The following is a 13,363-nucleotide window of genomic DNA, read 5'->3' as shown; positions in this document are numbered from 1 at the left end:
TTGATGCGTTGCTCATCATAAAGGATATTGCTTTTCATACATTTCATTCCCCCTCACCGATATTGTACCTTATTGCATATTGATGACTCCAATCCAATTAGGGGGCTTCAGAGAGTATATCCATCTAATCAGCACATTTACGTAAAATGCGCTGAAATAGATGGATAATTTCCATGTAAACTGCGAGGTGGCCAATTAGTGAGCCGTGTGGTTGGTCAGTCGGTCGGATGTTCAGCCAGTCATCAGCGCTACCAGCCAAGCCTCGAAACAAAACGGCCATGTCGCAATTATGCGAACAGGGCCGTTCTTTCACGTTTACTTCATCGTTTCGCCTTCTGTGAATATCTGGAAGGTCACGCCAAACTTGTCCTTCACTTGTCCGTAAGCAGGGCTGAAGAATGCTTCATGCAGGTCCATGATGACGGTGCCGCCTTCTTTGAGCCCTTCGAAAAATTGCTTCGATTTGCTTGCATCCTTCGTTGTAATACAAATCGTCACCTGATCACCCTGTTGAACGGGTTTACCTGAGTCAGAGTCCGAGAACATCATTTGGCTTTCGCCAACTTGCAGCATGGCATGGGCAATAAGCCCTTTTTGTTCATCAGCAAGCGGGTAATCAGGGCTGGCAGGCATTTCACCAAAGGTCTGTTTAAAAAGGACTTGAGCATCCAGCGCTTTCTCATAAAAGGCAATCGCTTCACCAGCAGTACCAGGCAATACTAAATACGGAGTTAAACGAACGGACATCAATAAACAGCTCCTTAGATTGAATTAGTTGAGGGGTAAAAAGTCTACCTCTTATTATTACCACATTTTCCCGAAAAAATAAAGAACATATGTTCTAATTATTTTACTGTATAACGAAATAGCTGCCCTCGATCTTGAATTTCCCCCATGCCTACGGAAAGTGACCTATACTATAATATAGTAGATAAAGACTATCCTCACACACAGGAAAGGTGCTAACGTCGCCTATGAATAAGCTTGCTATCTGGTCGTGGCTGTCACGCCTGTTCCATTCTTTCTCACTCAAACAACGGATATGGTTCACCTTTGTCATACTCATTACCGTAGGTCTGGTGGCAACAGGGAGTATCGCCTACCTGATCGCGTCCAAGGAAATTCAGCGCAATGCGATGCAGTCGAGTCAGGATACCGTGAATCAATCTGYGCAAATTGTGAATGAAAGACTGAAAAATATCGGTACCGCGGTGCGGTCCTTAATGTTCAGTGACGCTTTCAAGCAGTTGATGAAGGATGTTCAGAATAAGGATAACTCAAGCTACTATAAGTCATTAACGGCTTTACAGTATGTGTTCAACCAGGTGAAATTCAATGATTCCATGATCGATAGTATATTGATCGCCACGCCAATTGGGGATTTCTATCCCACCTCCAGTGCGCGAAATATATCTAATTCCTTTTTTGAATCTGATATGTTTAATCAATTCCGGCTTTTAAAGCGCGGCTTTTGGAGCCCGGGACATGTGGATCCGTTTTTTACGGGGAAACAGCKGGTCCTATCGCTTGTCGCAGAAGGTGTAAGTGAAGATTCGTATTTGCAAAATGAGTCAACTAATGTGTATGTGGTCATCAATGTGAAGGAAGACGATTTGCGTGATCTCTTCATGGACAATTTGTCGGACCCGAATAAGCACTACTACTTCGTGGATTCGCATGGGGCAGATATTAATTATTCCGAGCGTATTCAGGATAATGTGTTTATTCAACGTCCTGATTTTGTTCAGCAACTTACCCATGATAGTAAAGGATCGTTTTTTTTCGAGGATAAGGATCGGAATAACTATCTCGTTAATTATGCGCGGCTGGATATCAAGGAAGATTGGATGATTGTTGGCGTCCAAGTCAAAGATAAATTGTTAGCCAAATTGAATGGGATTAAGCAAGCCACGATGCTGGTTACGATTGGATTTGTTCTCGTATCGTCGTTGATTACGAATAATTTGACGCTGTTGCTGCTCAAACCGTTGTATAGACTCCAGAAGCTCATGAAACGAGTAGAAGAGAATGATCTGGAAGTACGTTTTGAAAGTGCGTATAAGGATGAAGTTTCCCAGGTTGGGTTCCGTTTCAACCGGATGTTGGACGAGATTAAGCAGCTCATCGCGGATGTCACCAATCGAGAACGTGATAAACGGAAAGCGGAGATTAAAGCTTTGACAGCGCAAATGGACCCGCATTTTTTCTATAACACGCTCAATACGATCTACTGCAAATCAGTCCTCGGTGAAAATGAAGATGTGAATGAAATGATTTTGGCCTTATCCAATATGTTTCAATTGAGCCTAAGCGGAGGACKGGATTTGATTCCACTCGCAGATGAACTTGATCATGTTCGTCAATATTTGGCCATTCAACAAAGGTCGTATGAGAATTTATTCGTCTGCCGGATGGAAGTCGAGCCTGGGCTAAATGCCTGCCTCGTTCCCAAAATCATCATTCAACCGTTGATCGAGAATAGTATTTTACACGGTTTTAAAGATATGAAATCGGGCGGTGAAATCCAGCTTACAGCTCGAATAGATGGGGACTGGCTCCATATCATGGTGGAAGACAATGGGCAAGGGCTGATACCGGAGAAGTTGTTGCAAAGCATGATGCATCCAACTACCTCGAAGCATGGCTATGCCCTGCGAAATATCTATACCCGATTAGAGTTGTATTATGGGACAGAGCAACGGATGAAGATAACGACGAATACATGGGGCGGTGCCCGCATTGAACTATGGCTGCCACGGTATGAGACAGAGGAGGATTTCCATGGACCGACTAATTAAGCTATGTGTGGTAGACGACATTCGAAGTGTTGTTGATATGATTACGAAGAAAATCCCTTGGCATGAGCACGGCATCGAAATCGTAGGCAGCGCAACCGATGGGGAGGAAGGTTTTGCCGTTATTCGTGAAACAAAGCCAGATCTTATTCTAACCGACATTCGAATGCCTAAGATGGATGGTTTGGAAATGACCCGCAACATTATGGAGATTCTTCCGACGAGTAAAGTTGTCATTTTGAGTGCGTATACCGATTTCGATTATGCGCAAAAAGCGATCCAATATGGCGCCTTAGATTATGTGAAGAAGCCATTTTCTATCGATCAAATTGTGAAAGCAGTCGTCAAAGCCAAAGAAGTCTGGGAGCAAGAGAATCGTAGCCGCACCCAGCTGATCGGTCTCCAACAGAAGATTAAAGAAAGCATGCCGGCACTTCGACAGGAATATCTCTCCTTACTCGTCTACCATCAAACCAATGAAGCTGAATTAGCGCGATTATCGGACTTTCTAGACATTAATGAATTGAAAGCACCATTTGCGGTGATGACGATTCAGATTGATCAGTTTACGGACAAATATGGCGATGTTCCTGTAAAGGAGCTCGAGCTAGTCCGTTTTTCTTTGCAAAATATCGTTGAAGAAACGATAGCCTTTTACGGGGCAGCCGTCGTGTTTCGAGAGGGGTTTAATCGCTATATTTGTATTCTCAATGTCACGGATCAAGAGTCGCCTATAGCGATTGCAGACGAATGCTGCGCGAACATAGCGCGTCATACGAAATTTACGATCTCCATTGGCATCGGGCAATGTGTAGAGACCGTGCAAGAGCTGCCAAAGAGCTATCAGCAGTCGCTTAGCGCGTTATCGTATCATTTTTACACGGGAGGCAATGGTGCATTTAGCTTTAATTCGGATGCACAAGCCGTTCCTGTGGAGTGGATTTATACGGAGGACAGCGAGAATGAGTTCTTGTTCGCTTTCCGCTCAGGCAATCGAGACGCCTGCGTCGAGTGGGCGATGACGGTTTTCACGGAGATAGGGAAAGTGTCCGTTCTCCCTGAGCCTGGTGTCGTAGAGCGACTGCTGCAAGGCCTTGTCCTGCGCATGCTGCGGGTGCTGATGGAGAAATTCCCTCGCCATAGCTTAGCTGAATTTGAAGCGAAGAATCAGGAAATCAGAGATAGCGGTGCGGCTATCCTAGAATATCGCGCATGGTTCATTGAGCTGTGTGAAATTGGGTGTGGACTGATCCATCAAGAACGGGCGAGCGAGTCGCAGAAAATTATTCTTCGTTCAGCGGAGTACATCAAAGCGAATCTGGACATCGATTTGACCTTGGAGCACTGTGCAAAGCAGGTTAATTTAAGCTGGGGCTACTATTCGAATTTGTTCAAAAAAGTAACCGGTTCGACCTTCCAACAATTCGTTACGCAAGCGAAAATGGAGCGGGCGAAGTCGATGCTGATTGAGGATTATCAGGTGCAAGAAATTGCGCAACAGTTGGGCTACGAGCATCGGCGTTATTTCAGCGAGGTATTTAAAAAGCAGACCGGTCTCACACCGACGGAATTCAAAGAAATGTCGCTGGGCAAGCCCTCCAAGCCGTGAGGGCTTGCCTGTTTTATGAACAAGTGGGAAGGGCAACATATAGGAACATATAGAAATATCTGCCCTCATTCAAGAGTTGACCTCATTATCAGGACAAGAGAATTCTTTTAATATTAGAAATGTAAACAACAGATTTAAGGGAGGCTTACACATGATAAAGAAATTAGGGACGGTCACATTAACAGTCGCACTCGCAGGTAGTTTGGCAGCTTGCAGCTCCACCAAAACCGAAACAGCAGCAAGCCCGGCAGCATCGGCGAAAGCATCAAGTGCGCCAGCGAGTTCGGCTACTACCAAAGCCAAAACGAAGCTTTCTTATTGGACGGGTGACCGTCATGATATGGACTATATTAAGAGTGTTGTACAGAAATTTAACGAAACGAACGGCGAGAATATTGAAGTTGAAATGGTTGTTAAGACAGAAGACTTCAACCAAGCGATTGATCTGGCTTTTGCTTCCGGACAGGCGCCTGACATTATTCGTGTCAAAGAAAATACAATTCAGCCTTTTGCAGCGAAAGGGTATCTGAAACCGATTGATTCTTATGTAACGGATGCAATTAAGAAGAAATTCCCAGTCATTGATGATTTCAACCGCATTGGTGGCAAAATGTACAGCCTTCCAAACTACGGTTCAACGATTCGTCTCGTTTACAACAAAGAGCTTTTCGCTAAAGCTGGCATCGCGGCACCTCCGAAAACATTGAAAGAAATGGTTGAAGATGCGAAGAAAATTACCGCAGTTGGTAAAGCGAATGGCTCCTATGGTTTCGCGCAGAACTTCAAGAGCCCGGACAGTGCCCTTGGTCGTTCAGCAAGAGTCATTGCAGAGGCAAGCGGCTACGGCGGCTTTGGATATGATTTCAAAACAGCCAAGTTTGACTTCGCAGGGTACAAAGATATCATTCAATCCTTCAAGCAAATGGTAGACGACGGCAGCACATTGCCAGGTATGGAATCCTTGGATATTGATCCACTTCGTGCACAATTCGCGGAAGGTAAAATTGGTATGTACATCTCCTTCTCTTCGGAGCCAGGTGTATACGCGAATCAATTCCCCGCGAAGATCGATTGGGCTGCAGCACCTGTTCCAACCATTGATGGCACGATCAAAGGCGCAAGTTCATTCCTTGGTGGTCAATGGCTATCCATCAGCAATACGACCAAAAACGCCGATCAAGCTTGGAAATTTATGCAGTTCATGTATGATGATGAAGTATTGAAAACGTATCACGAAAAAGGCTTTGGCTTGTCGATGGTACCATCTGTATCTTCTGTTGCCAAAAAACCAGAGATCAAAGGGATTGAAGGCTTCTTGCCAAGTGGAAATGACGGCACATGGCCGCTTCAACCAACCGTTACGGTTGAAGGCATGAAATTCAATGATGCATTCTTCAAATATATGATCAGTGGCGGAAATTTGGATCAGATTATTCAAGATCTGAGCAAACGTTATAACGATGCGTTGGATAAAGCAGTCGCCAAAGGCGATGTCAAAGTAGCTCCGAACCCAAGCTTCGATCCAATGAAATTAATGATGAAATAAGAGCTGCCTGAAGAGGTCCAAAGCGAGAGTGGAGCTGAAACTCCACTCTCTCGCTCTTGATAGGGAAATTAGATTGATCAGGGCCCCCGGAAAGTAATTGGACTACACATCGAAGCTTAGCTTCACTTTTTGGGGTATTTTAGGAGGGAATGGGATGAACAGGACACGCCAGATCGGTTTTTCATACTTATTTTTATTTCCAAGCTTTCTACTGACCATGGTGCTGGGCGTCTATCCGATTGCTTGGGCGATTCGTTATATGTTTTATGACTACAAAGGCTTCGGGGCACCGGATTTTATTGGGATTGATAATTTCAGACGACTCTTTCAGGATACGGAGTACTGGCATTCTGTCATAAATACATTCGTCTATGCAGGTGGCAAGCTCATCATAACCCTTCCGTTATGCTTAGTACTTGCCGTTATATTAAATTCCAAGCTGCGTGGACGCAACTGGTTAAGAGCGATCTATTTCATGCCTACAATCATTAGTTCAGCGGTTATGGCTGTCGTATTTTTTATCATTTTCAACTCGTACAACGGTATTCTTAATCAGTATTTATTAAAGTTTCATATCATCTCTGAAAGAATCGATTGGCTCGGACCCAAGCATGCGATGCTGACAACGATCATCATTGCGGTATGGGGAGCGGTAGGGAACTACATGCTGTTATTTCTAGCTGGTCTTCAAAATATCCCGAATGATGTGTACGAAAGCTCCTCCTTAGACGGTGCGAATAAATGGCAGCAGTTCTGGTATTTAACGATTCCGATGCTGGGTCCGGTACTGCAAATCGTCATTATGCTGGCGATCATCAATTCTCTCAAAGGATATGAGAGCATTATGGTTCTCACCGAAGGTGGACCGGTTGGTAAGACAGAAGTCATGTATCTGTATGTCTACAAGCTCTTTTTCCCAACACCATCAGGATCCGTTACGGATCAGCAATTTGGCTACGGCAGTGCTGTTGGTTTCATGACTGCTGTCATTGTCGGCATCATTACGCTTGTTTATCATCTGATGTCGAAACGCCTAAACAAACTACAATAGGGAGGAGACTTAAGAATCATGGAAGTGACAGAAGCGATACCTGCTGTTCATATGAAGAAAAAGACGCAGTCGTTTTCAGTGGGGAGATTGGGTGGAAAAGCACTGCTCTGGTTGTTTTTACTGATAACCGCACTGCTCATCGTGTTCCCAGTCGTTGTGACTTTTTTAGGCTCCTTTATGTCTAATTTGGAGATTACCAAGGGGGGAAAGATCTTCCCGTCTTCCTGGCATTTCGTAAACTATAAGGAAGCCTGGGTACAGGCCAACTTCGCGAGATTTACTTGGAACAGTATATTCTTGAGTGGAGCAACGACGATCGGCGTACTGATCGTAGCTTCCATGGCAGCTTATGTGGTTGACCGCATTAAGTTCCCAGGGAAAGCCATTTATGTCGCGATTCAAGCGTCCACGATGTTTATCTCCATTGGCGCAGTCGTCATTAGACCGCAGTTCGAGCTGATGGTGAAGCTGCATCTGAATACGAGTTTATGGGGCGTTGTCCTCATTCTGATTAGCGGTCATGCGTATATCTTCTTTATTCTATTAAGCTTTCTGCAGGGTATTTCCCGGGAATTAGACGAAGCCGCGCGTATTGACGGCTGTTCCGATGGCGGCATTTTCTGGCGAATTATTCTGCCTCTCATGCGACCTGGACTCGGGGTTGGCGCCTTGTTTACCTTTTGCGGGGCGTGGAATGAGTACTTGCGACCGTTAGTGTTCACGATGACGAATCCGAAGTTGCAAACATTAACCGTTGGCTTATCCTATCTGCGGTATGGGTCATCAGCAGCCGTTCAAACGCATTACATGTTGGCGGGTGCTTGCTTATCGATTTTGCCATTATTACTCGTTTATATGATTGCGAATCGCTCATTCATGCAAATGACGGCGGGTTCATTGAAAGGCTAGGAGGACTCTGACCATGGATATTAAGCGTTTAGAGCGACTGCGTGGAAACGCAGTCAACACAGAATTTCAATCAGCAATGGCGCTGTTACGACGGGATGCGGAAGAAGCGGCGAAGATCACCTTCGCCATTCGCTCCCATGAACAAGGCGAATGGATGCACTTATATTATTGTGATGAAGATGGGACTCGCCTCACTTTCCAGTGGGACGAGCCTTTTCTTCATCTCTGTTCGACCTGTGGCAAGGAGAGGCGAAGTCAACTGTTAGACAGGGCTTGGACGTCGATCGCACATAGCCAGATCGGTCGAGCTGTGTATCACATTGCTTTACTGTATGCGATAGAACCTGACGCAGGTCGATTGCAATTCGTTAAATCCTATCTGATGGCGTATGCCGACCACTATGAAACGTATGCCATCCATGGGGATATTCCTTATAATGGGCCCGGGAAATTATTTGCCCAAACCTTAGATGAAGCCCATTGGATCACGGATCTAGCACTTGGCTTTGATATGATACAGAAGCATCTGACGCCAGCTGAGATTGCCCATGTACGGGCAGGTCTGCTGGAGCCCTGTGCTCGTTTTCTCATTGCACATAAAGAGAAGCAAATTCATAATCACTCGGTTTTGATTACATCGGCAATAGCCGCGCTGGGGCTTTTGCTACATGATCGTGATGTGCTGAACGCAGGCTTAGCAGGTGAATACGGCTTGGATGACCAACTTGAACGCGGGATTCTTGAAGACGGCTTATGGTACGAGGGGAATGTGCAATATCATTTCTATGCTTTTAAATCCCTGCTGCACTATGCGTTAATAGCGGAAGGAACTCCGTGGGATGTCTGGCAAAAGAATGCGCTGAAAGCGATGTTCGATTTTCCGTTTCAGCTTGTTCTGCCGAGCGGCATGATGCCGACGATCAATGATGCAGGGCGTGGGGATCATATCGGCACATATGCGGCTTATTATGAAATTGCTTATGATATATACGGAGACGGCAAATATCGTTCGTTCCTGGCTACAGCTTACGGCACAGCTTACGCAGATCCACGTATGAATGATGCAAGTCGAACGAAGCGAAATTCGATGTATGCTTTGATGTTTGGTCAGGACTTGATTGGACATGTAGAGGAGTCAGATATGCTTGGGGAAGAGGTGCAGCGCACACGCTCTTTATTAGGAAGCGGGCTAACCAAGTTAGTGAATCCAACTGGCTGGCATGTGATCGTTAAGCATAGCCGATTCGGTGGCGAACACGATCATATGGATCGTCTGGGTTTATCGATTATGCACGGCAATGTGCCGCTGCTCATTGACCCCGGTACGACGGCGTATGGAATCCCCGCTCATTTCGGATGGTTTAAACATACGTACTCACATAACACGGTGAGTATCGACGGGGCAGATCAGCCGCCGCGAGACGGACGATTGATTCACATGCAGGAAGAAGCATGGGGCGTGTGGTTGGAGACTGCTGTGGATTGGCTGGCAGAGGATTATTTGATGAAAGATCGTATTATCCTGCCTGCTGAGCTCAATCCTTGGGACACTGACGTCTATGAAGGTGTGCAAATTCGGCGAATTAACCTACTAGCAGAGGATCATCTATTAGATATTGTTCAAGTCACTGTACCAGTCCCACGGTTGGTCCATGTAATGAATCATTTTAGCGGCAAGCTGCTAGGCAAGGATGATGCTGCCAAATGGTCAACCACGGAAGATCAACTAGGTCGACTGGATCAACAATGGTTCAAGGAGAAACGGAAGCTGGTGCAGGACGTATCGGCCTTCGAATACCGTATGAGTGAAGGCACGTTGGAACAACACGTTTGGTGCACACAGCCAACAACGATATATACGGCACTGACCCCAGACAACCCGCCGAGCGGGCAGCGAACGTCTTTCATTACCACCGCTGCTGTGGAACAATGTGCGATTATTGTACAACTGCTGCACGTTGACCGTTGTAGGGAAGTGAAGGCACAGGGTCATCTTGAGGTTGTGGCGTTGTCGAATAGCAGTCTGCAAGTCGTATGGAATCAAGCAGAATCACAAGTCACGTATGATGTGCAGTTGAACGGAGTGAAAGCAGAGCTGAGCAGAAGACGTAGCTGACATGTCCATTGTTGCTAAATAGTATAGAAAGCTGCCCTTGTTATGTAAGTTCCCGCATTACGGGGAAGAGGGCGGATTTTTTATAATAAGTTATGTAAGCGCTTTAATTCATCGCGTTAGCGAAGACATCAGAAGGAGGGAATTTATTTGCACAAAATGAAGGCATGGCTGATCGGACTATTTTCATTTATTTTTATCCTTGGGAGTTTAGGTGCTGTCCCTGTTCGGGTTCATGCGGCCACCATCTCATCCTACGCATTGCCTTCGATCTACACGGCATCCACGGTGTATGGTCTCAAGGTAGATGCGACAACGATTCCTGTTGTTAGTTATACGAGTGAATACGATTATGCCCACTTCTCCATGTCGGGGTCAGCGACTATTGAGATCACGGCCATAGGGCAAGCGAGCATTACGTCCTACTCGATCTCCCCGAAGAAGCTCAATTTGACGGGAACTACGAGTGGCAATAAGCTGACGTTTACAGTCAGTGGCGACGAATATTTGATAGTCAAAATCAATGAGGGGCGCGCTCTCGTCATCGCAGCTGACCCGGCGGAGACGAACAAACCCGCCTCGTCGGGGACGGGGATTTATAATGTGAAATCTTCGCCTTACAACGCGGATAGCACGGGTGCTGGCATGGCGACGACCGCTATTCAGAATGCCATAAATGATGCGGCCAACTACACGGGTGGGCAAGGAATTGTCTATGTACCTGCGGGGATCTACAAGGCGGGTAATCTGCAGCTGAAAAGCGACGTAGCTTAGTACTTGGAAGGCGGAGCCGTGCTTCGGTTTACGGGGGTAGCGAGTGATTATACCGTGAATTGGCATAAGGATTCACAGCTTCGAGACGTTACTTGGTGGTTATACACTCAGACCGGCGCAGACAATGTGAAGATATACGGTCGAGGTACGATCGACGGCAATGGGAAATACGCGACATCGACGAACAATTTTGCCAGTAATATTATTGTGCCAATCGGGACTACCAATTTCACCTTGGATGGGCCGTTGATTCGCGATTCCGGTTCGTGGGCGGTAACCCCAGCAAGGTCGAATGATCTTACGTTTAAAAATATGAAGATCTTTAACCGTTTTGATATGGGCGAGAACGACGGTATCGATGTGAATGAATCCCAAAATGTGCTCGTTCAGCATGGGATCGGCATTGGTTTGGATGATCCTTACACAACGAAAACGTGGGATCAGACGGTGGATATTAGTCTAAGCTGGCCGGGAAGTCCCGAGCCCGTAAGTAATGTCGTGTTTGATGATCTTATTTCCTGGACGGTTTGCTTTGGATTTAAAGTAGGTCAAGGTATGAGACAAAATCAAAGTGACGTTACGTTCAAAAACAGTGTCGTTTACGACTCATCTGTCGGTATCGGTGTCGATCATAAATATGGGGTTGGAACACTGACGAATGTTACCTTTGATAATATCGATATCGAAAGAGTGACCAATACCAACGATAGCACGCGTACGTGGGCCTACTTTATTATTCGAAATGCCGATGGTTTCGGTGGCGGTACGATTAACACATTGAATGTCAAAAATATTCTGGTTCGCGATGCGGGAACGACTTTAGGGACGCTGAAAGGCTTTAGCAGCACTAAAAACATCAGTAATATCACGTTCGATAACGTGGTTATGCCTGGGAGTGCGACGCCTGCTCAGAATTTATTCCAGATGAACATCCTCAATCGTGCTTTCCATACGCCAGTGACGATCCTGCCAACACAGATCGCAGAACCAGTGCAACGACCGAATATAGCGCTGAATAAAGCGGCAACTGCTTCATCTTCCGCTGCTGCGCCGAGTCTTTCTTTTGATGGCAACTTCGGTTCGAGATGGGGATCTAGTTATACAGATAATGAGTGGATCTATGTAGATTTAGGGTCCGCTGTGTATATCGATGCCGCGAAACTTTATTGGGAAGCTGCGTATGGCAAAAACTATCAAATTCAAGTATCGAATGATGCGGTCAACTGGACAAATGTCTTTACCACGACGTCAGGGGATGGCGGTGTCGATGACATAAGCTTTACGCCTACAGTGGCTCGATATGTGAAAATGAATGGCACCTTGCGAGGCTCCTCTTACGGATACTCCTTGTGGGAGTTTGAAGTGTACGGAACCGTAGGCAACTTAGCCATTGGGGCCGGTGTATCGGCTACCAGCTCTGTTGAGAATACGAATTTCTCCACTGCGAAAATAAACGACGGGCAGCGCAACACGGTAACAGGATCGATGGGTTGGACCAGTAATAACAGCCTGACTGCGAACCATACAGAGTCAGTGACGCTCGATATGGGTTCGAACAAGACCATTTCGAAAGTGGATCTGTATCCACGAAATGACACTGGCAATATCGGTCAGAACTTTCCGATTGATTTTACAATTAAGACCTCTACCGATAATGTGAATTGGTCGACGGTGGTTACACGTACGGGCTATGCACAGCCGGGGAATGCAGTTCAGAGTTTTGCATTTTCTGCGGTATCTGCAAGATATGTGAAAATCGAAGGGACGAATCTACGCCCGAATCCGAGTGATGCGAATCGGTATCGAATGGCCTTTCCAGAGGTGGAAATCTATGCAGCCAATCAAGCTGCCGGAGCTATCGTTTCAGCGAGCAGCTCGTTGGAAAATAGCAACTACTCCACGAATAAGGTGAATGACGGCGGTCGCAATTCCGTAACGGGTTCGATGGGATGGACCAGCAACAACAGCTTAACTACGAACCATACGGAGTGGATGACGCTGGATATGGGGTCTAATCGCAGCATGACCAAGGTTGATCTGTATCCGCGCAATGACTCGGGAAATGTTGGTCAGAATTTCCCGATTGATTTTACGATCCAAACGTCTACGGATGGCTTGAATTGGTCGACGGCGGTTACACGTACGGGCTATGCGCAGCCGGGGAATGCTGTTCAGAGTTTGGCGTTTTCTGCGGTATCTGCAAGATATGTGAAAATCGAAGGGACGAATCTACGCCCGAATCCGAGTGATGCCAACCGGTACCGGATGGCCTTTGCTGAGGTAGAAGTGTACTGATATTCATGGAGATGACCACGTTAGCCTTTGGCTGATGTGGTTATTTTTTTATATGAGTAGGAGTTGAGCTAAGGGGAGTAGTAGGGTCAGTTGAGTAGCTGGATTTTCAAATAAATGTAATATATCAGACTGTCGAGAAAGTCTCGACAGTCTTTATTATTTTCTTTTTAGTTCATCACATTACCGCGTTAATTTGGTATAATATAAGTATACTCTTGAAAGTGGTGAACCTCATGCTTCGCTCTAAACCGAATGACCCTCAATTAGACTA

Annotated in this window: 9 protein-coding genes; 8 read left to right on the top strand and 1 reads right to left on the bottom strand. The window is 46.0% G+C overall.

Annotated elements, in window-relative coordinates:
- Positions 1-315 precede the first annotated feature (315 nt).
- The gene (locus AB4114_RS34815; protein WP_441992526.1) at positions 316-747 is read right to left on the bottom strand and encodes a VOC family protein; all 432 of its coding nucleotides are present in this window, start codon (positions 745-747) and stop codon (positions 316-318) included.
- Positions 748-974: 227 nt separating this feature from the next.
- Here AB4114_RS34815 and AB4114_RS34810 point away from each other — a divergent pair, with 227 nt between their 5' ends.
- The 8 genes from AB4114_RS34810 (at position 975) to AB4114_RS34775 (ending at position 13,092) form a co-directional block, all read left to right on the top strand.
- The gene (locus tag AB4114_RS34810) at positions 975-2,798 is read left to right on the top strand and encodes a cache domain-containing sensor histidine kinase (RefSeq protein WP_441992525.1); all 1,824 of its coding nucleotides are present in this window, start codon (positions 975-977) and stop codon (positions 2,796-2,798) included.
- The gene (locus AB4114_RS34805) at positions 2,782-4,404 is read left to right on the top strand and encodes a response regulator (protein WP_441992524.1); all 1,623 of its coding nucleotides are present in this window, start codon (positions 2,782-2,784) and stop codon (positions 4,402-4,404) included. The genes AB4114_RS34810 and AB4114_RS34805 overlap by 17 nt, the downstream gene beginning before the upstream one ends.
- 151 nt (positions 4,405-4,555) lie before the next feature.
- Entirely contained in the window at positions 4,556-5,950 is a 1,395-nt protein-coding gene (locus AB4114_RS34800; RefSeq protein ID WP_441992523.1) for an ABC transporter substrate-binding protein, read from the top strand.
- Positions 5,951-6,104: 154 nt separating this feature from the next.
- Positions 6,105-7,001: a carbohydrate ABC transporter permease gene (locus tag AB4114_RS34795; RefSeq protein WP_436241228.1), complete on the top strand. Its 897-nt coding sequence runs from the start codon at positions 6,105-6,107 to the stop codon at positions 6,999-7,001.
- A 51-nt stretch (positions 7,002-7,052) separates the two neighbouring features.
- A complete protein-coding gene (locus tag AB4114_RS34790; protein WP_441992527.1) occupies positions 7,053-7,910 on the top strand; it encodes a carbohydrate ABC transporter permease in 858 nt (285 codons plus the stop codon).
- A gap of 13 nt (positions 7,911-7,923) precedes the next feature.
- Entirely contained in the window at positions 7,924-10,026 is a 2,103-nt protein-coding gene (locus tag AB4114_RS34785) for a heparinase II/III domain-containing protein (protein WP_441992522.1), read from the top strand.
- Positions 10,027-10,173: 147 nt separating this feature from the next.
- Positions 10,174-10,797, top strand: a complete 624-nt coding sequence (locus AB4114_RS34780) for a hypothetical protein (protein ID WP_441992521.1) — start codon at positions 10,174-10,176, stop codon at positions 10,795-10,797.
- 18 nt (positions 10,798-10,815) lie between these two features.
- Entirely contained in the window at positions 10,816-13,092 is a 2,277-nt protein-coding gene (locus AB4114_RS34775) for a discoidin domain-containing protein (protein ID WP_441992520.1), read from the top strand.
- Positions 13,093-13,363 lie beyond the last annotated feature (271 nt).

The sequence above is a fragment of the Paenibacillus sp. 2RAB27 genome (assembly GCF_052115445.1).
GTDB lineage: Bacteria > Bacillota > Bacilli > Paenibacillales > NBRC-103111 > Paenibacillus_E.
The sequence above is the reverse complement of the archived record's forward strand: the minus strand, read 5'-3'. Positions and strand labels throughout refer to the sequence as shown.

Bases quoted from the DNA above. Each gene is read 5' to 3' on its own strand.
- AB4114_RS34790 (WP_441992527.1), top strand. From the start codon at position 7,053: ATGAAGAAAAAGACGCAGTCGTTTTCAGTGGGGAGATTGGGTGGAAAA.
- AB4114_RS34795 (WP_436241228.1), top strand. From the start codon at position 6,105: ATGAACAGGACACGCCAGATCGGTTTTTCATACTTATTTTTATTTCCA.
- AB4114_RS34815 (WP_441992526.1), bottom strand. From the start codon at position 747: ATGTCCGTTCGTTTAACTCCGTATTTAGTATTGCCTGGTACTGCTGGT.
- AB4114_RS34800 (WP_441992523.1), top strand. From the start codon at position 4,556: ATGATAAAGAAATTAGGGACGGTCACATTAACAGTCGCACTCGCAGGT.
- AB4114_RS34805 (WP_441992524.1), top strand. From the start codon at position 2,782: ATGGACCGACTAATTAAGCTATGTGTGGTAGACGACATTCGAAGTGTT.
- AB4114_RS34785 (WP_441992522.1), top strand. From the start codon at position 7,924: ATGGATATTAAGCGTTTAGAGCGACTGCGTGGAAACGCAGTCAACACA.